Here is a 24,835-nt window from a genome sequence, read left to right as displayed (position 1 = left end):
CCCGGCAACGCGGCCTAGATAGGGGCCAAGTGAGGCGCGGAGGCATTTGCCATGAAGGTCATCATCTGCGGTGCGGGTCAGGTCGGTTGGCAGATCGCGCGCCATCTGGCGGGCGAACGCAACGACGTCACGGTGGTCGATTCCAATCCCGAACTGGTGCGGCGCGCGGCCGACACGCTCGACGTCCAGGGCGTAGTGGGCTTCGCCTCGCATCCCGATATTCTTGAGCAGGCCGGGGCGCGCGACTGCGATCTGATGATCGCCGCGACCCATTCCGACGAGGTCAACATGGTGACCTGTCAGGTCGCGATGTCGGTCTTCGGGATCACGCGCAAGATCGCGCGCATCCGGGCGCAAAGCTATCTGCAGCCGCAATATTCCGATCTTTACCGTCGCGATCACCTGCCGATCGACGTGATCATCTCGCCTGAGCGCGAGGTGGCCGAGGCCGCGCTGCGCCGCTTGGCGGCGCCCTCGACCTTCGACACGGAAAGCTTCCTCGACGAGCAGTTGCAGCTGCTGGGGATCGAGCTGGACGCCGATTGTCCGGTGCTCGACACGCCGCTGCGCCAGCTCACCGATCTGTTCTCGACGCTGCGGGCGGTCGTGGTCGGCATTCGCCGCGAGGGGCGGCTGTTTGCGCCCGAGCCGGGCGATCAGCTGTTCGCGGGCGACCAGATCTATGTCTTTGCCCATGTCGAGGACGTGAACCGGACGCTCGATATCTTCGGCAAATCCACCCAGAAGCAGGAACGCATCGTCATCATCGGCGGCGGGAATGTGGGTCTCAGCGTGGCCAAGGCGCTCGAAGCGCGGACCGAGCGGGTGCGCGCCAAGATCATCGAACGCTCGCGCGCGCAGGCCGAGAAGGCCGCCGATGCGCTGGACCGGACCATCGTGCTCAATGGCGACGGGATGAGCTCGGAACTTCTGGAGGAGGCGAATATCGCCACCGCCGATGCGGTTCTGGCAATCACCGATGACGACAAGACCAACATCCTCGTCTCGGTGCGCGCCAAGCAGGCGGGCTGCCGGATGGCGATCTGCCTGATCAACGACCCGACGCTGGCGCCGCTGCTGTCGGCGCTCGATATCGACGCCTATATTAACCCCCGCGCGACGACCGTTTCGTCGATCCTGCGCCATATCCGGCATGGCCGCGTGCGCGCGATCTACTCGATCGGGGATGCCGAGGGCGAGGCGATCGAGGCTCAGGTGATGGGCACGTCGCCGATGTCGGGCAAGGCGGTGCGCGATGTCGATTTCCCCGAAGGCGTGCTGATCGGCGCGATCCGCAAGGGCGACAAGATCGTCAAACCCACCGGCAATACCCGCATTGAAGAAGGCGATATCGTGGTCCTGTTCGCGCTGACCTCCGATGTGCCCGAAGTGGAGCGCCTGTTGCAGGTCTCCATCGACTTCTTCTAAGGGCCGCTCCGCATGGAACGCATGATTAAGGCCTTGCCGCTGCCGATCCTCCTGATGGGAGTCTCGGCGTTGGCGATGTATGTGCCCGCGATCCATGCGCTTTTGACCCACCATCACCACACGGCGCGGGCGTTTTTCTATTCCGCCACGCTGTTCCTCTTCGCGACGGCCCTGATCGGTCTGGCCAACGGGTCGAACCCGCGGCCTGCGCGCGCGGGGCGGGCGAGCCTTTTGATCATGCTCGCCGCCTTCACCGTGCTGCCGCTGATGCTGGCGGTGCCCTTCTATGTCGCGGTGCGCGACACCTCATTCTTCAACAGCTGGTGGGAGATGGTTTCGGCCTTCACGACCACGGGCGGCACGCTCTACGAGCCCACCCGGCTGGTCGGGTCGGTGCACCTGTGGCGCGGGCTGGTCGCGTGGATGGGTGGTTTCTTCATCCTCGTGATGGCGATTGCGGTGCTGGCGCCGATGCGGCTGGGCGGGTTCGAGGTGTTCTTCTCGGGCGGTCCCTCGGGCGCGCCGGCCGCCGCGGCCCCGGCGGCCGATGGCGGGGCGGAGATGTCCGAGCGCATTGCCCATTACGCGGTGTCGCTCGCGCCGATCTATACCGGGCTGACGGTGCTCTTGTGGGTCTGCCTGCTGATGGCGGGGGATCGGTCGCTGACGGCGCTGATCCATGCGATGTCGACGCTATCGACCTCGGGGATCTCGCCGGTGGGCGGGATGGCCAATGCGCGCTCCGGCATGGCGGGCGAGATGGTGATCTTCGTGTTCTTCCTGCCCGCGCTGTCGCGCAGGCTCTGGCCGGGCGGGGGCGAGCTACGCGCCTCGCCGAAGCTGATCGACGATCCCGAGCTGCGTCTGGCCGCGGCGTTGGTCATCCTCGTGCCGCTGTTTCTCTTCATCCGCCACTGGATCGCGGCGCTGGAAGTGCGCACGCCGGGCGATTTCGGCGCGATCTTCAAATCGATCTGGGGCTCGCTGTTCACCTCGCTGTCCTTCCTGACCACGACCGGCTTCGAATCGTCGGCGTGGCATGACGCGCGCGACTGGTCGGGCCTGGGCACGCCGGGCCTGATCCTCGCGGGGCTTGCGATCATCGGCGGCGGGGTCGCGACGACGGCGGGCGGCGTGCGACTGCTGCGGGTCTATGCACTGCTGCGCCACGGCGAGCGTGAACTCGACAAGCTGATCTACCCGAACTCCATCGCGGGCGGCGGCATGATGGCACGCAGATTGCGCCGGGAGGGCGCCTATATCAGCTGGATCGTGTTCATGTTGTTCGCGATCTCGATCGGCGGGGTGATGATGGCAGTCTCGCTGTTCGGCCTGTCTTTCGAACCGGCGACGATTCTGACGATCGCGGCGCTGTCGAATACCGGTCCGCTGGCGGGGATTGCGGCGGATGTGCCGCTGAGCTGGGCCCATCTGAGCGAGCCCATCAAGGCCATATTCGCCTTCGCCATGGTGCTTGGGCGGCTCGAGACGCTGGCCATCATCGCGCTCTTCAACCCCGAGTTCTGGCGCTCCTGAATCCCGGATTTGATACGCAAATTCTGGCTCAGGGCCTAACAAACTGTTTTTTGGGCTGGAATCTCCCGCTCTGCACTGCATACTTGAATCAAATGGGTGTCTTTGACGCAGACACCCGGACGCGAGACACGAACAAGGGCAAGAACAATATGGCTGGCGATAGACAGAACCTGCAGGACGCATTCCTCAATCACGTTCGCAAAACGAAGGTTCCGGTCACGATATTCCTGATCAACGGGGTGAAGCTGCAAGGTGTCATCACCTGGTTTGACAATTTCTGCGTGCTTCTGCGCCGCGATGGGCAATCTCAGCTTGTCTACAAGCATGCGATCTCGACGATCATGCCGGGACAGCCTATTTCGCTTTACGAAGGCGACGACTAAGCGTCGCGGCACGCGGCTTTAGCGATACATATCTTGAGCGAAACGACCTCTACCGAGACGCCCGACACGCGGGCCTACGTGATCCATCCCGACATTCCGTCGCGAGAGGGCCAACGCCACTTGCCCCAATTCGCGCTGGCCGAAGCGGTCTCGCTCGCTGCCGCCCTGCCGCATCTGCAGGTCATCGGCGAGGAGATCGTGAAGCTGCGCAAGCCCGAGCCGGGCAAGCTGTTCGGCCAGGGCAAGCTCGCCGAGATCAAGGCGCGGCTGGAAGCGAACGAGATTGACCTCGTCTTCATCGACGGGCCGGTGACGCCCGTGCAGCAGCGCAATCTCGAGAAGGAATGGGGGGTGAAGCTCCTCGACCGGACAGGGCTGATCCTCGAGATCTTCGCCGACCGTGCGCGCACCCGGGAAGGTGTGTTGCAGGTGGAGCTGGCCGCGCTCAGCTATCAGCGCACGCGGTTGGTGCGCGCCTGGACCCACCTTGAGCGTCAGCGCGGCGGGCTCGGCTTCGTCGGCGGCCCCGGCGAGACCCAGATCGAGGCCGACCGCCGTGCCATCGACGAGCAGATCGTGCGCCTGCGCCGCCAGCTTGCGAAGGTCGTGAAGACCCGCGAGCTGCACCGCGCCGCGCGCCGCAAGGTGCCGTTCCCGATCGTGGCGCTTGTGGGCTACACCAATGCCGGGAAATCCACGCTGTTCAACCGCGTGACCGGGGCGGAAGTGCTGGCGAAGGATATGCTGTTCGCCACGCTCGACCCGACGATGCGCGGGCTGGAACTGCCGACCGGGCGCAAGGTGATCCTGTCGGACACGGTGGGGTTCATCTCGGACCTGCCGACCCAACTTGTCGCGGCTTTCCGCGCGACGCTGGAAGAGGTGCTCGAAGCCGATCTGATCTTGCATGTGCGTGACATCTCGCATCCCGAGACCGAGGAACAGGCGGAGGATGTGAACGACATTCTTGCCAAGCTGGGCGTCGCCAAGGAAGTGCCGCTGATCGAGGTCTGGAACAAGATGGACGCCGTCCCGCCCGATCAGCGCCGCGCGCTGACGGTGCAGGAAGCCCGCGAGCCCGATCTGCAGGCGATCTCTGCGCTGACCGGGGACGGGCTCGACGCCCTTCTGACGGCGATCGACGAGAAGCTCTCCGAAGAACGCTACCACGAGGAAATCACGCTCCGCTTTGCGGATGGGCGCAAGCGCGCCTGGCTGCACGAGCAGAACGTGATCCGCGGCGAGACCCAGACCGAAGAGGGCTGGACCTTCGAGGTCGAATGGACCGGCAGCCAGCGCAACCGGTTCCGGGCGCTGTAGGCTGGGTCGACCGGGGCAGGGGCGCTGCCCCTCTTCGCTGACTTCGCCGGCCCTCCGCTTACGCTTCGGGCGTTCGGCGGGCGTCCTTCCATAGGAAGGCCGCTGAACCCGCCTCACCCCGAGATATTTTCACCAAGCCGAAGCGGGCGCGCGCGCCTTGGTTTTCCCGGGGACGCCCGTGACCGGTAGGGGTTGCCAAGCCCGCGCGATGGGTCTATATCGCGCGCACTTCACAGGCGGAGGCGGGCCGATGGGGGAGACATCCTCAAAGGTCCACCGGTTGGGGCATCTGCCCTGAGACCCTCCGCTCAGGCGCAAACCGGAAAAGGAATTGGACATGGCGCTTCCTGAATTCTCCCTGCGTCAGCTCTTGGAAGCTGGCGTTCACTTTGGCCACCAGACGCAGCGTTGGAACCCCCGTATGGGTCAGTACATCTATGGCGAGCGTAACGGCATCCACATCGTCGATCTGACCCAGACCGTTCCGATGCTCGACCAGGCTCTGCAGGTCATCCGCGACACCGTTGCGAAAAACGGCCGCGTTCTCTTCGTCGGCACCAAGCGTCAGGCAGCTCGCCCGATCGCTGAAGCCGCTGAGAAATGCGCACAGTATTACATGAACCACCGCTGGCTCGGCGGTACGCTGACCAACTGGAAGACCGTCTCCCAGTCGATCAAGCGTCTCAACGAGATCGACGAGAAGCTCGCGGAAGGCGCTGAAGGCCTGACCAAGAAAGAGCGTCTCGGCATGGAGCGTGACCAGGCCAAGCTGCAGGCGTCGCTCGGCGGGATCCGCGAAATGGGCGGTCTGCCGGACCTGCTGTTCGTGATCGACGTGAACAAGGAAGACCTCGCCATCGCGGAAGCCAAGAAGCTCGGCATCCCGGTCGTGGCCGTGGTCGACACCAACTGCCCGCCGAACGGCGTGGATTACGTGATCCCGGGCAACGATGACGCGGCCCGTGCCATCGCGCTCTATTGCGACCTCGCTTCGCGCGCGGCTCTCGACGGCATGTCGGCCCAGATGGGCGCAGCAGGCGTGGACGTCGGTGCCCTGACCGAGACCCCGGTCGAAGAGGCGCTGACCGAAGCTGAGGCTCAGTAAGCCACGACCGTCACCCAGATGACATGAGGGCGGGGTATCCCGCCCTCGCAGAGTTCTTGAAGGAGATCCGACCATGGCGATTACCGCCGCTCAGGTGAAGGAACTGCGCGAAGCTACCGGCGCAGGCATGATGGACGCGAAAAAAGCGCTGACCGAGACCGATGGCGACATGGACGCCGCCGTTGACTGGCTGCGCACCAAGGGCCTCGCGAAAGCCGCGAAGAAATCCGGCCGCGTCGCGGCTGAAGGTCTCGTAGCTGTCGCCGTGAACAACGGCAAGGGCGTCGCGATCGAGATGAACTCGGAAACCGACTTCGTTGCGAAGAACGCCGATTTCCAGAAGCTCGTCTCCGACATCGCGGAAGTCGCGCTGGAAACCGGTGAAGATGTCGAAGTCGTCAAGGCCGCCCATCTCAACGGCAAGAAGGTCGAAGACGTGATCACCGACGCCATCGCGCGTATCGGCGAGAACATGAACCTGCGCCGCATGCACATCCTCGAAGGCGACACGCTGGTGCATTACGTGCACAACGCTGCTGCCGACGGTATGGGCAAGATCGGTGTGCTCGTCGCGCTGAACGGCGCCGACAACGGCATCGGCAAGCAGATCGCGATGCATATCGCCGCGACCAACCCGGCCGCGCTGTCCGAAGCCGATCTCGACCCCGCGGTCCTCGAGAAGGAAAAGCAGGTTCAGATCGACATCGCACGTGAATCGGGCAAGCCCGAGCAGGTGATCGAGAAGATGATCGAAGGCCGCATGAAGAAATTCACCGCGGAAGTCACGCTGCTGAACCAGCAATTCGTCGTCAACCCCGACCTCACCGTCGGTCAGGCTGCGAAAGAAGCTGGCGTCGAAATCACCGGCTTCGTCCGGATGGAAGTCGGTGAAGGCATCGAGAAAAAAGAAGAAGATTTCGCTGCCGAAGTGGCGAAGACCGCAGCTGGCAACTAAGCCCGCGCCTCTTCTTTGAAATTAGAAACGCCGCCCTGATCTGGGCGGCGTTTTTTGTTTTATAGCAGGGCGTTACGCGACGAACTTAACGCGCTGCCGCCGCATGCGAGGCGTTGAGGAAGATCTGCTTTTGCACCGAGGCTTTCATCACCGCCTGCGCGGTGGTGTCGACATCGAGCGCTTCGCGCGCCAGCCGCAGATGCTTTTCCACCGTTGACGGCGTCAGCCCCATGATGATCGCGATATCGGCGGTCGTCTTGCCCTCGGCCACCCATTCGAGCACTTCACGTTGCCGATCCGTCAGCGGGCGGCGGCCCGTGGAATAGGGCATGGTGGAGATGCGCAGATGCACGAGGCTGTTCATCGCCATCAATTCGCGCTCGTTCTCGCGCCAGATACGGTCGATCTCGTCCTGGCTTAACCCCGGTCGACCGACGAGGCCGATCGCGCCGCGCGCGTAGGAGAGCGGATCGGAAAAGCCGATCGAGTAGCCCGTACGGATTCCGAAGCGGTGGTTGATTTCGATGACTTCGATTTCGCCCGGAGTGAGCTCGCCCCGCATCGCACGGTCTGCCACCACGCGCCACGAGCAGGGTCCGTCGTTCTGCGCCGCCCACTGAACCATCGGGGCGTTGCGGTATTTTCCCTCCCCGACAAAAATATCGAGATATTCCTTCGGGTGGTTCGATAGGATCAACAAATCGTCTTCGTGGCCGAAATTGTTGCCCTTTCGGAAACTTGTGAAGCCATAGATCAAACGATGGAACCCGTAGCGTTCCATTTCTTGGCAGTGACGTGACCAGATCTCCTGCACCGATTTCGCGCGTAAGACTGCCTCGCAAAAGGATAACATCGCGTTTCACCTCACAATTAGGTAGGTCGCGTAGCTCGTTACTACTATTCCAGCGCGCGAATTCTCCGCTCCGGAAGATATATCCGAATGTCCTATTTTCTGGGCGTTATGGCAACCCGCATGGGCGCCGATCTAGGTGGTGAAACGCTTTAGCGATGGGTCTCGATGCGGCTCTCGTGCGCGCAACCTTGGGTGGTCTCGGGGGCAAGGGTCGCGAGCGCGTCGTAATGGGTGAGGTAGATCTGCCCGGTCAGATGCGTGATCAGGTCCGAGCGCGTGAGCCGGTCCATCACCGGGCCCTTCACTTCGGACAGGTGCAGCCGCACGCCCGCATCGTTGAGCTGGTCGTTCACCTCTTCCAGCGCCTCGAGCGCGGACATGTCGATATGGTTGATCGCGGGGCAGTTCAGCACGACATGCTTGATCGACTCGTCGCTGGCGATCCGGTCGTAGATCATCTCCTCGACGAAGCGGGCATTCGGGAACCAGAGGCTCTCGTCAATGCGCAGGCTGAGGATGCCCGGCGCGCAGCTGACGCGGTGGCGTTGGACATTGCGGAAATGCTCGGTGCCGGGAACCTGGCCGAGCTCTGCCACATGCGGGCGCGAACTGGCCCAAAGCCGCAGCGCGATCGAGAGGATGACGCCGAAGGCGATGCCGTCCTCGACGCCCCAGATCAGCGTGACCAGCACGGTCAGCGCCATGCCGACACCTTCGCGGGGCGCATATTTGAAGGTGCGCTTGAGCGCTTTGGTATCGACCAGCGTCAGCACCGAGACGAAGATCGTCGCCGCGAGCGTCGCTTGCGGCAGGTAATAGAGGGCAGGGGTCAGGGTGAAGGTCGCGAGCGCCACGCCGATCGCGGTGAATGCCCCAGCGGCGGGCGTTGTGGCGCCGGCCTCGAAACTAACGACAGAACGTGCAAACCCGCCCGTGATCGGGAAGGACCCCGAGATCGCGGAGCCGATGGAGGCGCCGCCCAATGCGATGAATTCCTGATCGGGGTCGATGCGCTGACGCTTCTTTGCGGCCAGTGTCTGGGCGACGGAGATCGTCTCGACATAGCCGATGATCGCGATCAGCAGCGCGGGGACGAAGAGTTCCTTCCAGAGCGCGAGATCGGCGGGGGGAAGGCTCGGCGTCGGGAAACCCAGCGGCACGGTGCCCACCACGCGGACGCCGCGTCCTTCCAGCCCGAAGAGCCAGGTGATCAGGATGGTCGCGGCCACGGCATAGACGGGGGCCGCGCGGGTCAGGATCGCCGCGAGCCGCTCGGACAGCCCCGCCTTCAGCAGGCGCGGTTTCAACCCACGCCGCGCCCAGAACAGAAAGACCAGCGACAGGATCGAGATGACGACCGTGTAGCCATTGGTCTGACCGAGATGCGCCCAGAGCCCGCCGAGAATGTCGAAGATGCCGCCGCTCTCGCCTTGAATGCCGAAGAAATGCTTCATCTGACCGGCGGCGATCAGGATGCCGACGGCGGAGGTGAAGCCCGACAGAACCGGGTGGCTGAGGAAGGCCGTGATGAAGCCCATCCGCAGAAAGCCCATGATCACGAGCATCACGCCCGACAGGAAGGCCAGCGCCACGGCGGCTGCGATATATTCAGGCGTGCCCTGTGCCGCAACCTTGCCCACGGCGGCCGCCGTCATCAACGAGATCACAGCGACCGGTCCCACGGCCAGAGGCCGCGAGGTACCGAAGACCGCGTAGATCAGCAGTGGCAGCACCGAGGCGTAAAGCCCGTATTCCGGTGGCATGCCAGCCAGCAGCGAATAGGCCAGCGATTGCGGGATCAGCATGATCGTCACAATCACAGCCGCGATCAGGTCGGCCTCGAAGGTCGGGCGATCGTAGTCGCGCCCCCAGCTGAGGATCGGCAGGTAGCGTTTGAGCATCTCGGTCTTCGGATTAGGCGCGGATCAGGCCTGATCGCGGCGGCTGGCGTAATACTGCATCACCGGCACCAGCGAGGAATGGTCATAGCCCGCTTCGGCCGCCGTGGCGACGATCTTGTCGATTTCCATCTCGCCCGCTTGGCTGACCCCCCACAGATGCGACGAGCGGGTGCCCGAGCGGCAATAGCCCAAGGCGGGCTTTTCCGCGGCATCCATGATCGTTGCGAAATCGTCGACCAGTTCCAGACTCAGTTCGCCGGGATAATAGGGAAGGTAATAGGGGGTGAGGCCATGCGACTGGCACAGCGCCGCGATTGCGTCCGAGCGCTGATCCGCGTCCTCGATCTCTTCGTCGGGGCGATTGATAATCAGCGTGCGAAAGCCCATTTCGGCGAGCTTCGGCACGTCCTCGGGTTCGATCTGCGGGGCGACGGAAAACTCGTCGGTAAGTCTGCGCAGTTCCATAATCTGTCCTGTTATCCTGCCTTTAGATGTAGACGGGCGGGTCATGCCCGCCCGCTCGCTTATGGTCTCAGAGGCCGTTCACCGGAACCTTGAGATAGGTCTTGCCCTCGTCATCGGCGGGCGGCATCTGGCCCGCGCGCATGTTCACCTGCAGCGAGGGGATGATCAGCTTCGGCATCGCGAGCGTCGCGTCGCGCTCGGTCCGCATCTTGACGAACTCGGCCTCGGACTTGCCGCCGCCGATATGGATGTTGCGGGCCTTTTCCTCGGCGACGTTGGTTTCCCACGCGTATTCGTCGCGGCCCGGCGCTTTGTAGTCATGGCCCACGAAGATGCGGGTTTCGTCGGGTAGCGTGAGGATCTTCTGGATCGAGGAATAGAGCGTTTCTGCCGACCCCCCGGGGAAGTCGCAGCGCGCGGTGCCGAAATCGGGCATGAAGAGCGTATCGCCCACGAAGGCCGCATCGCCGATCACGTAGGTGAGGCAAGCGGGCGTGTGGCCCGGCGTGTGCAGGACCTTGCCTTCAAGTGCGCCCACGGTGAACGTGTCGCCTTCCTTGAAGAGCTTGTCGAACTGCGAGCCGTCGCGCTGGAATTCGGTGCCCTCGTTGAAGATCTTGCCGAACGTGTCCTGCACGACCTGAATGCGGTCGCCGATACCGATCTTGCCGCCGACGCGCTCCTGGATATAGGGCGCGGCGGAGAGGTGGTCGGCATGGACGTGGCTCTCGAGGATCCATTCCACCTCAAGACCGTTTTCCTGCACATAGGCGATGACCTCGTCGGCGGATTTGGTATCCGTGCGACCCGAGGAATAGTCGAAATCGAGCACGCTATCGACGACGGCGCAGGATTTGCTGCCCGGATCTTTCACCACGTAAGAGACGGTGAAAGTCGCGGTGTCGAAAAACGCTTTGACGTCAGGTTTGATCATGGCGGCCTCCGTTAACCTGCCCAGCAGATAGTGCCGGGGATAATCTTATGAAATTGCGGCACTCTGTCCCAGCCCTTCCGTGATCTCGGGCGGTAAGCGATGCGAGAGGTCGGGAAGAACCCACTCCGCGGTCGAAAAATCGCCCCCGTCGGTATAGGCCGAAGGGGTTATCAGCACGCGCAGCCCAGCCCCTTGCGCCGATTGTAGACCCATTTCGCTATCCTCAAAAGCGATGCAGGCCTCGGGCGACAGATGCAACCGGTTCAGCGCCAGCTCGAACACGTCGGGCGCGGGCTTCTTGGTCTCCACCTCGTCTCCGGCTGCGATCGCGTCGAACAGGTGATCGGGATCGGCGCCCAGCGTCGCGCGGATCAGCGCATCGACATTGGGCCGGTTCGTGGTCGTGGCGATGGCAAGCTTCAATCCCGCGTCGCGCGCATTGGCGATCAGCCGGGCCACGCCGGGGCGCAGCGGCACCTCGCCGTCGGTGATGATCTCGACATAACGCCGGGTCTTGATCTTGTGCAGATCGGCGATTTCGTCGTCAGAGGGGCCGAAACCCATGACCTCGCGGTGGCGCGCCATGCGCTCCTTGCCGCCGGTGGTCTTCAGCAGTTCGCGATAGGTCTCCTGCGACCAGTTCCAGTCGACGCCGCGCGCCGCGAAAGTCTCGTTGAAGGCGCGGCGATGCGCTTCTTCGGTCTCGGCCAGCGTGCCGTCGACGTCGAAGATCAGCGCGCTCACCATTTCCAGCCCTCCACCAGACCGGGCAGCATCGCCCAGTCCGAGAAGGCCACGTCATGGGGCACTTCGGTCAGCGGCGTCTTGCGATAGCCCTCGGAATAGATGGCGAAGGGGGCCTGCGCGTTAACGGCTGTTTCCGCATCGACCTCGCTATCGCCGACATAGATCATCGCGCCGCCGCCGAGTGCCTGATGGCAATGGTGCAGCATCTGCGGCTCGGGCTTGCGGGTGGGCATGGAATCCCCGCCCAGAGTCAGCTCGAAATACTCCCAGAGGCCGACATGGTGCAAAGCGGCCTCGGCGGGTGCGAAGGGCTTGTTGGTGCAAACGGCCATCCGGCAGCCCATCTCCTTGAGCGTATCGAGCGCGGCGATTACGTTCGGATAGGGCACGTTGCCCTCCACATCTGTCTCGTAGCGCGCGATCAGGGCGTGCTCCACCCGGGCGAAAAGCGGCCCGTCCGGGTCTTCGCCCGAGGTGATGAGGAGTTGGCGCACGAGGTTGGGCACGCCCTTGCCGACGAAGCTGCGGATCATTGGCAGCGAGAGCGGCTCGAAGCCCATCTCGGTCAGCACGGCATTCGAGACTGCGTGGATCGCGGGCACGGAATCGATCAGCGTCCCGTCGAGATCGAAGATGACGGAAGGGGCGTCGCTCATGCGGCTTTCCACTTGATCGAGCAGCCCATCGACGGGATCTGGTCGCGCGGGCCTTCGCCGGTTTCCACGACCATCATCATGCCCTCGTACAGCTCGCGCTTGGCATCTGCCGAAGCGGCCTGCTTGGTCGAGGCATCGAGACGCCCGCGATATTGCAGTTCGTCCTCGGCGTTGAAGCCGAAGAAATCGGGGGTGCAGGCGGCACCGTAGGCCTTCGCGACCGCCTGGCTTTCGTCATAGAGATAGGGGAAGGGGAAGCCCTTCTCCTCGGCCAGTTTGGCCATGTTCTCGAAGCTGTCCTCGGGGTAGTCGTCGACATCGTTGGCCGAGATCGCCACGACCCCGATCCCCGCCTTCTGCAACTCGGCTGCATCGCGCAGGATGCGGTCGAGGATCGACTGGACATAGGGGCAATGGTTGCAGATGAACATCACGAGCGTGCCCTTGGGGCCACGGATGTCATCGAAGCTGTATTGCTTGCCATCGGTGCCGGGCAGGGCGAAGCCCGGAGCCTTCCAGCCGAAATCGCAGACGGGGGGTGTGACGGCCATGAGACCTCCTATTCGAATTCCATTTCTTCGTAGACGACGCCCGCGTTCTTCGTCGCCAGTTCCTCGAACGTGTCGAGGTTTTTGTAGGGGCTCTGATCCACGTAGTAGGCCTCGGTCAGATCGCCACCATTGTCGATATGCTCACCGATCTTGCCGCGCAGATATTTCAGGTAGCCGGTCGTGCCACGCATGACCTTGTCGAGATTGGTCGGATGGCCGTGACCGGGGATGATGAAGGCAGGCTCCAGCGGCGCGAATTTGGTCTCGAAGGTCTCGATCCAGCAGCTCGTGCAGGTGCCCGAGAAGATCGGCGGCATCCGTTCGGAGAAAGCGATGTCGCCCGCGATCATGAACTTCTGTTCGGGCAGCCAGACCTGCGTATCGCCAGGGCTGTGCGCGGGACCGAGATGCATCACTTCGATGGTCATGTCGCCCATCTCGATGACGCGTTTGTCCTCGAAAGTCTCGGTGGGCAGCTTCGGATCGGTGCCCTCAGCGGTCTCCTTGCCGTAGCTCTTCAGCGCCTCGAAGGCGCCGCCTGCGTCATGCTCGAACTCGGCCGCCGCATCGACATGGGCGAGCACGGGCACGCCCTTTTCGATCCAGTAATTATTGCCGAGCATCGCATGGCCCTGACCGTTCTCGTTGATCACCAGCTTCACCGGCTGATCGGTCACCGCCTTGATCTCGTCATGCAGTGCGCGGGCGAGCTGATAGGACGCGCCGGAATTCACAACGACCACGCCATCGCCGGTGACGATGAAGCTGAGGTTGTTGTTGTGGCCCGAATTCTCATAGGTCGGCGGTGCGGTCGCGCCGATCGAGGTCCAGACGCCGGGGATCACCTCATAAGGTTTCGAATAGAGAACCGAGCCGGGATACATGTCCGGCACGTCCTCCGAGGCGAGCGCGGGGCTCACATGAAAAAGTGCCGCCAAGGCGCTGGTCAGGAAGAATTTTTTCACGCTCAGACCTCCGCGACGTAACGATAGGCGTCGCCATCGCGCTCGACTCGGCCCAGACCGCCTTCGGGCAGGTGATAGCCGATGATCGGCAGGTTGTCGGTCGCAAGTTGGTCCAGCAGCGCCACGCGCGTCTTTGCGCCCAGCTCCGGGTTCTGATCCGAGCCCGCCTCCATGCCCGGCGCCGCGAAGGCGAGGTAGTGGTTCACGATCGCATCGCCGATGATGAAGGCCTGCGTGTTGCCGTTCTTGACGTGGAAGGACATGTGACCGGGCGTATGGCCGGGGGTCATCTGCGCCATGATGCCGGGCAGGATTTCCTCGCCATCGCCGAAAGTGTCGATCTGATCTTCAAGGATTTCGAGGCGGCGCAGCGCGCCGGCCGCGAAGGTCTTGCGGCCATCGTCGATCGTGTCGAGCGTCTCGGGATTCAGCCAATATTCGAACTCGTCCTTGCCCATCATGTGCTGGGCGTTGGCGAAGAACGGCTCGTCGAAATCGTCGAGCACACCCCAGAGGTGATCCGGGTGGCCATGGGTGAAGACGACATGGGTCACGTCATCGGGCGCGACTTCGAGCGCATCCATCGCTTCCATCAGCTTGCCGGCCGAGGGCATGAAATCATTGCCCGAGCCCACGTCGAACAGCACCGTGTTGGTCCCGTCGCGATAGAGCGTGACGTTGCAGGGCGGCTCGACCGAGTCACCGGTGATGCCGTATTTCTCAAGGATCGGCTTGGCGTCGGGGTTGTCGCTCACGAAGCTGAGCGGCAGGACGAGATTGCCATCGGACAGCGTGTCGAGCCGCGCCGACCCCATTTCAAGGGTCTGGGCGGCGAAGCTGAACCGGGGAAGGGCGGTCATGGCGCCCATCGCCAGCCCTCCGCGCAGAATGGTGCGTCGCGTGAAAGTCATGCCAGTCCTCCCTTACTGGTATTCAATTCCACGAATATGAACGAGAGGCGGCGGCAGGGCAAGCGGTCAGATCACGGTTTTGCGACCGCGCCGCCCTGCGCCGATCCGGCCGTCATTGCGCCGCTTTGAGTGCGCCCTGAGCCGCTTCGCGGATCGCGCGCATATTCGCACCATAGACTTCGGGTTTGTCGACCGAACCGCCCTTGAAGACGGCCGAGCCCGCCACGAAGCAATCCGCACCGGCCTCGACCAGCGGGCCGACCGTGGTCGGATCGACCCCGCCATCCACCTGAATGTGAATCTCGCGATCGCCAATCATTTCGCGCACTTGGCGAACCTTGTTGACGCTACCCGGGATGAATTTCTGACCACCAAAGCCGGGGTTCACGCTCATCACGAGAACCATATCGACGAGGTCGAGCAGTTCCGAGATCACGTTGGCAGGCGTGCCGGGGTTCAGCGAGATGCCGCATTTCACGCCCTGCGCCTTGATCGCCTGCAGCGTGCGATGCGGGTGCGGACCGGCCTCCCAATGCGCGACGATCATATCGGCGCCCGCTTCGGCATAGGCCTCGATGTAAGGGTCGACCGGCGCGATCATCAGGTGGACGTCCATGAAGGTCTTCACATGCGGGCGGAACGCTTTCACGGCGGGCGGGCCGAAGGTGAGGTTCGGCACGAAATGCCCGTCCATCACGTCGACATGGACCCAATCGGCCCCCTGATCTTCGATGGCGCGGATCTCGGCGCCGAAATTGGCGAAATCGGCCGACAGGATCGACGGCGCGATCTTGATGGAACGGTCAAAGCTCATAGGGTCCTCCGGGGATCATTTCGTCAGTTGCGCGAACAGGGTCGGCAGTTTCTCGGGCAGGCGCTCGACCTGATCGATCACGGTGAAGTTGTTGGCCCCGAAGATGCGCGACACATAGGCGTCGGCCTCGGGGTCCAGCGTCAGACAATAGCTGTTAATGCCGATCTGCTGGAGTTCCGCAACCGCCTTCTTGGCATCCATGCGCAGATATTGCGGGTCGCGCTCGTCGATATCGGCGGGTTCGCCATCGGTAACGATAAGCAGGAGCTTATGCGCCTCCGGACGCAGACTCAGGTGATGGGCGGCATGGCGCATCGCAGCGCCCATCCGGGTCGAGAGTCCGCCTTTCATGCCCGCAAGGCGGCCTTTGACCTCGGAATCGAGCTTCTGCTCGAAATCCTTGAAGCGCTGATATTGCACGTCGTGGCGACCGTCCGAGGAAAAGCCGTGGATCGCGAACGGATCGCCGATCCCTTCGATCGCCGAGGCCACGAGTGCCGAGGCCTCGCGCGTCAACTCCAGCACGGTCTTGTCCGAGCCGCGCACGGTCTCGTTCGTGCTTTCCGACAGGTCGAGCAGGATGCAAACCGCCAGATCGCGCCGGTTGATGACGTTGCGCATGGTGATCCGCATGTCGGGCTGCATGCCGATCCGCTGCATCACCATCGCATCGACGGCGGCGTTGATGTCCAGCTCGTCGCCATCCTCCAGCCGCCGCTGGCGCGAGATGCCCTGCGGGCGCAGCCGGTCGACGATCTGCTTGATGCGATGCCGGATGCCGCGATGGGCGGTCAGGATCGTGTCGATCTCGTCCGGGTCGCCCATTGGCGGCCGGTGTTCATAGACGGTCGACCACGACGGGCGCATCAGCTGCACCTTGTAATCCCACTCGCCGTAGTGAAACGGGTCGGAGATCGGGGCCTTGCCCTCCATCTCGTTATAGCTGACGCCCTCATCCTCGTAGGGGAACAGCTCTGACGACAGGACCCAGACCTCCTGCGCATCGTCGCCTGCGGTCTCGACATCGACCTCGTTGACGAATTCCATCAGGCCCACGCGTTTGCGCACCTGACCCTGCGCGGGCTGGTAGGCGTTCTGGTTCGACCAGTCGTAATCCGAGAGCGACCAGATGAAGCGATTGTCGTCGCGATACAGAATTTTCAGAGATTCGAGAATGCGAAGGGACGGCACCGCGCGGCGTTGCGCGAGCAGGTTGTAAAGCTCGACGCCGAGCGACCAGGAGAACATCGTCTCGCGCGCATTGCCAGCGATCTCGCCGTGGAAGGTCTCGACGAGATTGTCGATCTCCAGATCGCCGGTGCGGGTGCCGGGCGTGTTGAGCGCGCGGGCCACTTTTTCCAGCAGATACATCGTTTCGTGTTCGTACTGCCCTTGCGGCGTGTCCGGCATCAGCCGGTCGAACATCGCGCGCAGTCCGGGAAAGGCCTGCGTCGCGCAATATTCGACCCGGGCATCCTCGATCATGCCGATCAGGAAAATCTGCGCGGGGTTGAGCGCTTCCTGTCCCAGCCCGTGATCGGAATAGACGATATGGGCCGCCATATGGGCGCACATCGCGCGGTAGAGATCGAGGCCGGAGGCGCCGTTGATCCCGTCCACCGCATCGGGCAGATGCAGCGCGCCGTCCTCGATGAAGGGGCGGAAGCCCTCGAAGTCTGCGGCAGAGGGGCGCAGGAAGAAATCGCGGGCCCAGAAGGCGCGGAGGTAGAAGTTCAGCCGACGCTGGCTGTCGATGAAGAGCGTGCCGCGGCGTTCCTGTTTCAGGACCGCGCGGCTGTCTTCCGAGACGAGCCCGAAATAATCCGCCTGTTTCGGCAGGTCGCGGCGATAGGCCTCGGCACCGAAATCTACCCAACGGCGCAGGCCCGAGAGGGTGAGTTTGCTCAGCAGTTCTTCGAGCACGCCGAACATCGGGCGCAGGCCCCGCGGCGCGCGGGCCGCCAGACGATGCAGCAGCGCGAGATAGCCGCGCAGCAGTTCCGGGTCGCCGAAGCGGTTGGCGGCGCCGGGCAGCGTGTCGAGCATCAACACCAAAATCTCGCCCGAGACCATCGAGGCCAGCTTCAGCACCGCGCCCACGACATCGCGGATCACGTCCTCGCCGCATTCCTTGGCGACCTGTGGCATCTCGTCGAGATAGGAGATCAGCAGGCGCGGACCCTTGCCGAGCGAGGTCATCGCCTTCGCGCCGTCCATGTAATCCTTCAGCCCGGCGGGCGACATCATCCGCGCCGCCTCGTGGAAGAGCCCGTCGAGGGTCTCCTCCAGCTCCGGCGCGGATTTGATCAGATCGGCGGCGTAATCGTCGAGATCGACCTTCATCGGACGCGCTCCTTAGGCCACCTTCGAACTGTCGGTGATCTCTGGGAAGAAGGTCTGGACGGCCGCCTGCAACGTGTCGCGCATATCCGCGTCATCGGTCAGCGGCTCCACCAGCGCCATCTGGCAGGCGGCGGGCGCGGGAATGTCCTGCGAGATCAACTGGCCCGCATAGACCAGAAGGCGCGTCGACATGCCCTCATCGAGCCCGTGGCCCTTGAGGTTGCGCGAGCGTTCGGCCACCTGCACGAGCCGTTCGGCAGTCTTCAGGTCGATCCCGGCCTCGTGGCTGACAATCTCGGCCTCGGTCGCGGCCTGCGGGTAGTCGAAACTCATCGCGCCGAAGCGCTGCTTGGTCGATTGCTTGAGGTCCTTCATCATCGACTGGTAGCCGGGGTTGTACGAGATCACGACCTGAAAATCGGGATGCGCGTCGACCAGTTCGCCCTTCTTCTCCAGTGGGAGCTGGCGGCGGTGGTCGGTCAGCGGGTGGATCACGACGGTGGTGTCCTGACGGGCCTCCACGACCTCGTCGAGATAACAGATTGCGCCGATCCGCGCGGCGACGGTCAGCGGGCCGTCCTGCCATTTCGTGCCGTTGATATCCAACAGGAACCGCCCGATCAGGTCGGACGCGGTCATGTCCTCGTTACAGGCCACGGTGATCAGCGGGCGCTGCAATTTCCACGCCATATATTCGACGAAACGCGACTTGCCGCAGCCCGTGGGGCCCTTGAGCATCACCGGCATGCGCACGTCATAGGCGGCGGCATATTGCTCGATCTCGTTGCCGACGGGCCGGTAATAGGGCTCGGTCTTCACGCGGAACTGGTCTGGGTCGATATCGCTCATGGGTGGCTCTCCGTCGCGCTGGAAAATCCGGGAAAAAGGGGCAGGGCGGGCCGCCGCGATCGGCAGCCCGCCCCTCGTGTCAGATCAGGCAGAGGCCGACATGTCGGCGCGGTGCACCACCATCGAGGTGCCCTGCGTCTGCTTGAAGTTGTCGTAGCCGACGAGGCGGACATGGTTGCCCGGGTTCGCCTTCTTGCACATCTCGATCTCGCGGAAGATCGCATCGACATCGGTTTCCCCGAACATCGGCAGCTTCCACATATACCAGAAGTTCGACCGCATATTCTCGGGCTCGGTATGCTCGATGGCCGGGTTCCAGCCCTTCGAGACGATGTACTCCACCTGCTTACGCAGCTCGTCGTCGTTGAGCTGGGGCAGATAGGAGAAGGTGCCCATCTTGCGGCTGTTCGGGTCCGAAATACGCGAGCCGTAATCTTGCATTTCACTCATGGTGTCAGTCCTTTCTCAGGCGTTGGTGGGAGGGCCGCGCCTTAGCGGTGCGCCACGTCCAGCTTGTCCACGGTGTCGAACTCGAACTTGATCTCTTTCCACGTCTCCATGGCGATCTTGAGTTCGGGCGAGTGCTTGGCGGCCGAGGTCATGATGTCTTTCGACTCCTTCTCGAGATCGCGGCCCTCGTTGCGTGCCTTGACGCAGGCCTCGACCGCGACGCGGTTGGCTGCAGCGCCGGCTGCGTTGCCCCAGGGGTGGCCCAGCGTGCCGCCTCCGAACTGAAGGCAGCTGTCATCGCCGAAGATGTTGACCAGCGCGGGCATGTGCCAGACGTGGATGCCGCCCGAAGCCACCGGGAGCACGCCCGGCATCTGACCCCAGTCCTGATCGAAGAAGATGCCGCGCGAACGGTCTTCCTTGACGTATTTGTCGCGCATCAGGTCGATCCAGCCCAGCGTCGCCTCACGGTCGCCTTCGAGCTTGCCGACGACGGTGCCCGAGTGCAGGTGGTCGCCGCCAAGAAGGCGCAGCATCTTCGCGAGAACGCGGAAGTTGATGCCGTGCTTGGGGTGGCGGTCGATCACGCCATGCATCGCGCGGTGCACGTGCAGCAGCATGCCGTTATCGCGGCACCAGCGGCTCAGCGAGGCCTGCGCGGCCCAGCCCATCGTCAGGTAGTCCGACATGATGATCGGCGAGCCGATCTCCTTGGCGAACTCGGCGCGCTTATACATCTCTTCGATGTTCGGCGCGGTGACGTTCAGGTAGTGGCCCTTGCGCTCGCCGGTTTCGCGCTCGGCTTTCTCGATCGCTTCCTGACAGAATTCGAAACGGTCGCGCCAGCGCATGAAAGGCTGGGAGTTGATGTTCTCGTCATCCTTGGTGAAGTCGAGGCCGCCCCGCAGCGCCTCATAGACTGCGCGACCGTAGTTCTTCGCCGACAGACCCAGCTTCGGCTTGATCGTGCAGCCGAGGAAGGGACGACCGTATTTGTCGAGCTTGTCGCGCTCGACCTGAATGCCGTGGGGCGGGCCGTCGCAGGTGGTCACGAACCACAGCGGGAAGCGCACATCTTCCAGACGCAGCGCGCGGACGGCCTTGAAGCCGAACACGTTGCCCACGAGCGAGGTGAAGACGTTGACGACCGAGCCCTCTTCGAACAGGCCCATCGGGTAGGCGATGAAAGCGTAGTAGCTCTCGTCGTCGCCCGGCACGTCCTCGATCGCATAGGCGCGACCCTTGTAGTAGTCGAGATCGGTCAGAAGATCGGTCCAGACGGTGGTCCAGGTGCCGGTCGAGGATTCCGCGGCGACGGCGGCTGCGGCTTCCTCACGCGGGACACCGGCCTGCGGCGTGATCTTGAAGACGGCGAGCACGTCGCTGTCCTTGGGGGTGTAGTTCGGCTCCCAGTAGGTTTCACGGTACTCTTTGACGCCGGCGCTGTATTTACCGGGATTTGCATGCTGGTTCATCGGGGTCTCCTTGTCTCCCTAAATCCGATATCTGCGGCCCCGGGCGCTCGACTGCCGGGATCGCGGGTGTGTCAGGCGGCTTTTGCAGCCGAAATCACCGGGTCGAGCGATCCGTCGGCATAGCGCTTGGCCATGTCGTCGAGGTCGATCACCTTGATCTTGCTGGCATTCCCGGCAGTGCCGAAGCGCTGGAAACGGTCGAGGCAGAGCTTCTCCATCTCTTCCATCGCGGGGATCATGAATTTGCGCGGGTCGAACTCGGTCGGCTTGTCTTGCGCGACCTTGCGGAACTGAGCCGTCAGCGCCATGCGGTTGTCGGTGTCGATATTCACCTTGCGCACGCCCGACTTGATGCCGCGCTCGATCTCTTCGACCGGGACGCCGTAGGTCTGGGGCATCTCGCCGCCGGACTCGTTGATCAGGTCCTGCAGATATTGCGGAACGCTGGACGAGCCGTGCATCACGAGATGGACGTTCGGGATCTTCGCGTGGATCTTCTCGATCTGGCTGATCGCGAGGATGTCGCCCGTGGGCTTGCGCGAGAACTTGTAGGCGCCGTGGCTGGTGCCGCAGGCGATCGCCAGCGCGTCGACCTTGGTCAGCTTGACGAAATCGAGCGCCTCGTCGGGATCGGTCAGCAGCTGGTCATGGCTGAGTTTGCCAACCGCGCCCGAGCCATCTTCCTCCGCCGCTTCGCCGGTCTCGAGATTACCGAGCACGCCCAGCTCGCCCTCGACCGAAGCGCCGACCCAATGAGCCATGTCGGCCACGCGCTTGGTGATCGCGACATTGTAGTCCCAATCGGCGGGGGTCTTCATGTCTTCCTTCAGCGAACCGTCCATCATGACGGAGGTGAAGCCGTGGCGGATCGCGGTGAGGCAGGTGGCCTCGTTATTGCCGTGGTCCTGATGCATGCACAGCGGGATATCGGGATACATCTCCGACAGCGCCTGGATCATGTGGCGCAGCATGATGTCGCCGGCATAGCTGCGCGCACCGCGCGAGGCCTGCATGATGACGGGAGCGTCGCATTTCGCCGCCGCCTTCATGATGGCGATCCCCTGTTCCATGTTGTTGATGTTGAACGCCGGCACGCCGTAGCCGTATTCCGCGGCGTGATCGAGCAGTTGTCTGAGCGTAATCAATGCCATATCAGTCGTTCCTTACGTTGTGGGCCAAACGGTTCGAACCGCGGTTAGAGGAGCTTTCCCATCGCGACGGCGGTGTCCGCCATGCGGTTGGAGAAACCCCATTCGTTGTCGTACCAGCTCAGGATGCGGACCATCCGCCCGTCCATCACCTTGGTCTGGTCCATGTGGAAGACCGAGGAGTGAGGATCGTGGTTGAAATCGCTGGAAACATTGGGTTTGTCGGTGTAGCCGAGGATGCCCTTCATCGGACCGTCAGCGGCGGCACGGATAGCCGCGTTGACCTCTTCCACCGTGGTGTCCTTCGCGGCCTCGAAGACCAGATCGACGACCGAGACATTCGGCGTCGGCACGCGGATCGCGACACCGTCGAGCTTGCCATTCAGCTCCGGCAGCACCAGGCCCACGGCTTTCGCAGCGCCGGTCGAGGTCGGGATCATCGACAGCGCGGCGGCGCGGGCGCGATACATGTCCGAATGCATCGTATCGAGCGTCGGCTGGTCGCCGGTATAGCTGTGGATCGTGGTCATGAAGCCTTTCGAGATGCCGATCGCGTCATTGAGCGCCTTGGCGACCGGCGAGAGGCAGTTCGTGGTGCAGGACGCGTTCGAAACGACCAGATCGTCCTTGGTCAGCGCACCGTCATTGACGCCGAAGACGATGGTCTTGTCGGCACCGGCCGCCGGGGCGGAGACCAGCACGCGCTTCGAGCCGTTTTCGAGGTGGAAGGCCGCTTTCTCGCGCGCGGTGAAGATGCCCGTGCATTCCATCGCGATATCGACGTCGCCCCAAGGCAGGTCCTTGGGGTCGCGGATCGCGGTGACCTTGATCTTGCCGCGGCCAGCGTCGATCCAGTCCTCGCCGGTGGTGACCTCCTGCGGGAAGCGGCCGTGGACGCTGTCGAATTGCAGCAGATGGGCGTTGGTTTCGACCGGGCCCAGATCGTTGATCGCGATCACCTCGATATCGGTGCGACCCGACTCAATGATCCCGCGCAGCACGTTGCGGCCGATACGTCCAAACCCGTTGATGGCAACTTTAACCGTCATTCTCGTTAGTCCCTCAGATCAGTTCTTTTGCATCCGAAACAATCGCTTCGGACGTGATGTTGAAGTGTTTGTAGAGCGCCGGGGCAGGGGCCGAGGCCCCGAAACCGGTCATGCCCACGAAGCGGTCCTCGGGGCGCAGGAAGAGATCCCAGCCCTGACGGATCGCCGCCTCGCAGCCGACGCGCGGGGCATCGCCCAGAACCTCGGCGCGATACGCCGCGTCCTGCTTCTCGAAGAGCTCGAAACACGGCGCGGAGACGACCGCCGCCTTGATCCCTTGCTCGGCCAGCTGGTCGGCTGCCGCCATCGCGATCTCGACCTCGGACCCGGTGGCGATCAGCGTCACGTCGCGGGCTTCCGGTGCCCGGAGCAGATAAGCGCCGCGGGCGGTGAGGTTCTGATCCGTGTGTTCGGTGCGAACCGTCGGCAGACCCTGACGCGAGGCCACGATCATCGTCGGCGTTGCCGTCGAGGTCATGGCGATTTCCCAGGCCTCGGCGGTCTCCACCGCATCAGCCGGCCGGAGGATGAGCAAGTTTGGAATGGCTCGGAGCGAGGCCAAATGCTCTACCGGCTGATGGGTGGGACCGTCCTCGCCGAGGCCGATCGAGTCATGGGTCATGACATAGCAGGTCGGCACGCCCATCAGCGCCGACAAACGAATTGCGGGGCGGCAGTAATCCGCGAAGGCCATGAAGGTGCCGCCATAGGGCCGCAGCCCGCCATGCAGCACGATACCGTTCATCGCGGCGGCCATGCCGTGCTCGCGAATGCCGTAATGGATGTAATCGCCGGTGAAATCCGTCGGCGTGATCGATTTCATGCCCGAGGATTTCGTCAGGTTCGAGCCGGTCAGATCGGCCGAGCCGCCAACGGTGAAGGGCAGGGTGGCGTTGACCACTTCCAGCGCCATCTGGCTCGCCTTGCGGGTCGCGACCTTGGGTTTATCTTCCGACAGCTTGCGCTTGTAGGCGACGATCGCGGCGGCCAGGGGGCTGGTGTCGGCCTCTTCCGCAGCGAGGAATTCGGCGCGGACGGTTGCGGTATTCAACCGCTGTTCCCACTCCGCCCGCGCCCGCGCGCCTCGCGACGCGATCCGGCCCCATTCGTCGTAAATCGCCGCAGGGATGTCGAAGGGCGGGTGATCCCAATGCAGCTGCTTGCGCGCGGCGGCGATTTCCGCGTCACCCAGCGGTGCGCCGTGGACATCGTGACCGCCTTGCTTATTCGGCGCGCCGAAGCCGATGATGGTGCGGCAGGCAATCATCGAGGGGCGCGGATCCTGACGGGCGGCCTCGATCGCGTCGGCGATCTCGGTCGGCGTATGGCCGTCGCATTCGAGCACGTGCCAGCCAGCCGCCGCGAAACGCGCCTTCTGGTCCATCGAGGTGGACAGATCCGTGTCACCGTCGATGGTGATCGAATTGTCGTCCCACATCACGATCAGCTTGCCGAGCTCGAGATGCCCCGCGAGGTCGATCGCCTCGTGGCTGATCCCTTCCATCAGGCAGCCGTCTCCCGCGATGACATAAGTGAAATGATCCACCAGATCAGCGCCATAGCGCGCGTTCTTCATCTTCTCGGCAATCGCCATGCCCACGGCGGTGGCGATGCCCTGACCGAGCGGCCCGGTGGTCACTTCGATCCCCTCGGCATGGCCGTATTCCGGGTGGCCAGCGGTGCGCGAACCCAGCTGGCGGAACGCCTTGATCTGGTCCATGCCCATATCTTCATAGCCCAGCAGATGGTTGATCGCGTAGATCAGCATCGAGCCGTGACCCGCCGACAGAACGAAGCGATCGCGGTCGGGCCATTTCGGCGCGGTGGGATCGATATTCATGAAGCGGTTGAACAGAACGGTTGCCACATCGGCCATGCCCATCGGCATCCCGGGATGGCCCGAATTGGCCTTTTGCACCGCATCCATCGCAAGCGCACGGATCGCATTCGCCATGCGCGTTTCTTGAGTGATTTGAATGTCTTTCATCACCTTGTTC

General features: G+C 63.3%; 23 protein-coding genes. 6 read left to right on the top strand and 17 right to left on the bottom strand.

Going from position 1 to position 24,835, the window contains the following annotated elements; translation table 11 throughout:
- Window positions 1–51 precede the first annotated feature (51 nt).
- From trkA to tsf, 6 genes are all read left to right on the top strand, one after another.
- Complete coding sequence (gene trkA, locus BMI89_RS18795) at window positions 52–1,428, top strand: Trk system potassium transporter TrkA (RefSeq protein ID WP_078520699.1); 1,377 nt, start codon at window positions 52–54, stop codon at window positions 1,426–1,428.
- Window positions 1,429–1,440: 12 nt separating this feature from the next.
- Window positions 1,441–2,964, top strand: a complete 1,524-nt coding sequence (locus tag BMI89_RS18790; RefSeq protein ID WP_078550328.1) for a potassium transporter TrkG — start codon at window positions 1,441–1,443, stop codon at window positions 2,962–2,964.
- 149 nt (window positions 2,965–3,113) lie between these two features.
- Window positions 3,114–3,347: an RNA chaperone Hfq gene (hfq, locus tag BMI89_RS18785; protein WP_078521029.1), complete on the top strand. Its 234-nt coding sequence runs from the start codon at window positions 3,114–3,116 to the stop codon at window positions 3,345–3,347.
- Between the two features lie 33 nt (window positions 3,348–3,380).
- On the top strand, window positions 3,381–4,667 hold the full coding sequence (hflX, locus tag BMI89_RS18780; protein ID WP_078572348.1) for a GTPase HflX: 1,287 nt from the start codon (window positions 3,381–3,383) through the stop codon (window positions 4,665–4,667).
- Between the two features lie 337 nt (window positions 4,668–5,004).
- Complete coding sequence (gene rpsB / locus BMI89_RS18775; protein WP_078572347.1) at window positions 5,005–5,772, top strand: 30S ribosomal protein S2; 768 nt, start codon at window positions 5,005–5,007, stop codon at window positions 5,770–5,772.
- A gap of 73 nt (window positions 5,773–5,845) precedes the next feature.
- The gene (tsf, locus tag BMI89_RS18770; protein ID WP_078520695.1) at window positions 5,846–6,727 is read left to right on the top strand and encodes a translation elongation factor Ts; all 882 of its coding nucleotides are present in this window, start codon (window positions 5,846–5,848) and stop codon (window positions 6,725–6,727) included.
- Between the two features lie 85 nt (window positions 6,728–6,812).
- Here tsf and BMI89_RS18765 read toward each other — a convergent pair whose 3' ends face one another.
- The 17 genes from BMI89_RS18765 to tkt all read right to left on the bottom strand — a co-directional run bounded on the left by BMI89_RS18765 (window position 6,813) and on the right by tkt (window position 24,825).
- The gene (locus BMI89_RS18765) at window positions 6,813–7,580 is read right to left on the bottom strand and encodes a LuxR family transcriptional regulator (RefSeq protein ID WP_078572346.1); all 768 of its coding nucleotides are present in this window, start codon (window positions 7,578–7,580) and stop codon (window positions 6,813–6,815) included.
- 149 nt (window positions 7,581–7,729) lie between these two features.
- Complete coding sequence (gene sulP, locus BMI89_RS18760; protein WP_078572345.1) at window positions 7,730–9,481, bottom strand: sulfate permease; 1,752 nt, start codon at window positions 9,479–9,481, stop codon at window positions 7,730–7,732.
- A gap of 24 nt (window positions 9,482–9,505) precedes the next feature.
- Window positions 9,506–9,946 carry a TIGR01244 family sulfur transferase gene (locus BMI89_RS18755; RefSeq protein WP_168176838.1) on the bottom strand — a complete coding sequence of 147 codons (441 nt, stop codon included), beginning with the start codon at window positions 9,944–9,946 and terminating at the stop codon, window positions 9,506–9,508.
- A gap of 67 nt (window positions 9,947–10,013) precedes the next feature.
- Window positions 10,014–10,877 carry an MBL fold metallo-hydrolase gene (locus BMI89_RS18750; protein WP_168176841.1) on the bottom strand — a complete coding sequence of 288 codons (864 nt, stop codon included), beginning with the start codon at window positions 10,875–10,877 and terminating at the stop codon, window positions 10,014–10,016.
- 48 nt (window positions 10,878–10,925) lie between these two features.
- Window positions 10,926–11,627, bottom strand: a complete 702-nt coding sequence (locus BMI89_RS18745; RefSeq protein ID WP_078572342.1) for an HAD family hydrolase — start codon at window positions 11,625–11,627, stop codon at window positions 10,926–10,928.
- Entirely contained in the window at window positions 11,621–12,283 is a 663-nt protein-coding gene (locus BMI89_RS18740; protein ID WP_078572341.1) for a phosphoglycolate phosphatase, read from the bottom strand. Before BMI89_RS18740 ends, BMI89_RS18745 begins: the two co-directional genes overlap by 7 nt.
- A complete protein-coding gene (locus BMI89_RS18735) occupies window positions 12,280–12,834 on the bottom strand; it encodes a thioredoxin family protein (RefSeq protein ID WP_078572340.1) in 555 nt (184 codons plus the stop codon). Before BMI89_RS18735 ends, BMI89_RS18740 begins: the two co-directional genes overlap by 4 nt.
- Window positions 12,835–12,842: 8 nt before the next feature.
- Complete coding sequence (locus BMI89_RS18730; RefSeq protein ID WP_078572364.1) at window positions 12,843–13,718, bottom strand: MBL fold metallo-hydrolase; 876 nt, start codon at window positions 13,716–13,718, stop codon at window positions 12,843–12,845.
- An 83-nt stretch (window positions 13,719–13,801) separates the two neighbouring features.
- Window positions 13,802–14,710 carry an MBL fold metallo-hydrolase gene (locus tag BMI89_RS18725; protein ID WP_078572339.1) on the bottom strand — a complete coding sequence of 303 codons (909 nt, stop codon included), beginning with the start codon at window positions 14,708–14,710 and terminating at the stop codon, window positions 13,802–13,804.
- A 112-nt stretch (window positions 14,711–14,822) separates the two neighbouring features.
- Window positions 14,823–15,524, bottom strand: a complete 702-nt coding sequence (gene rpe / locus BMI89_RS18720; RefSeq protein ID WP_078550350.1) for a ribulose-phosphate 3-epimerase — start codon at window positions 15,522–15,524, stop codon at window positions 14,823–14,825.
- A 15-nt stretch (window positions 15,525–15,539) separates the two neighbouring features.
- Window positions 15,540–17,867 carry a VWA domain-containing protein gene (locus BMI89_RS18715; RefSeq protein ID WP_078572338.1) on the bottom strand — a complete coding sequence of 776 codons (2,328 nt, stop codon included), beginning with the start codon at window positions 17,865–17,867 and terminating at the stop codon, window positions 15,540–15,542.
- Between the two features lie 12 nt (window positions 17,868–17,879).
- Window positions 17,880–18,716 (bottom strand): CbbQ/NirQ/NorQ/GpvN family protein, encoded by an 837-nt coding sequence (locus BMI89_RS18710; RefSeq protein ID WP_078550355.1) that lies wholly within the window; start codon window positions 18,714–18,716, stop codon window positions 17,880–17,882.
- Window positions 18,717–18,800: 84 nt separating this feature from the next.
- The gene (locus BMI89_RS18705) at window positions 18,801–19,166 is read right to left on the bottom strand and encodes a ribulose bisphosphate carboxylase small subunit (RefSeq protein WP_078520682.1); all 366 of its coding nucleotides are present in this window, start codon (window positions 19,164–19,166) and stop codon (window positions 18,801–18,803) included.
- Window positions 19,167–19,207: 41 nt separating this feature from the next.
- Window positions 19,208–20,641: a form I ribulose bisphosphate carboxylase large subunit gene (locus BMI89_RS18700; protein WP_078540934.1), complete on the bottom strand. Its 1,434-nt coding sequence runs from the start codon at window positions 20,639–20,641 to the stop codon at window positions 19,208–19,210.
- Between the two features lie 71 nt (window positions 20,642–20,712).
- Window positions 20,713–21,792, bottom strand: a complete 1,080-nt coding sequence (fba, locus tag BMI89_RS18695; protein WP_078540936.1) for a class II fructose-bisphosphate aldolase — start codon at window positions 21,790–21,792, stop codon at window positions 20,713–20,715.
- Window positions 21,793–21,836: 44 nt separating this feature from the next.
- Window positions 21,837–22,838 (bottom strand): type I glyceraldehyde-3-phosphate dehydrogenase, encoded by a 1,002-nt coding sequence (gene gap / locus BMI89_RS18690; protein WP_078540937.1) that lies wholly within the window; start codon window positions 22,836–22,838, stop codon window positions 21,837–21,839.
- A 13-nt stretch (window positions 22,839–22,851) separates the two neighbouring features.
- Window positions 22,852–24,825, bottom strand: coding sequence for a transketolase (gene tkt, locus BMI89_RS18685; RefSeq protein WP_078572363.1), 1,974 nt, complete (start codon window positions 24,823–24,825; stop codon window positions 22,852–22,854).
- Window positions 24,826–24,835 lie beyond the last annotated feature (10 nt).

Source organism: Thioclava sp. F36-7, from assembly GCF_002020075.1.
GTDB classification, from domain to species: Bacteria; Pseudomonadota; Alphaproteobacteria; order Rhodobacterales; family Rhodobacteraceae; genus Thioclava; species Thioclava sediminum.
Note: the sequence above shows the minus strand (reverse complement) of the source record. Positions and strands in the feature narration are given on the sequence as shown.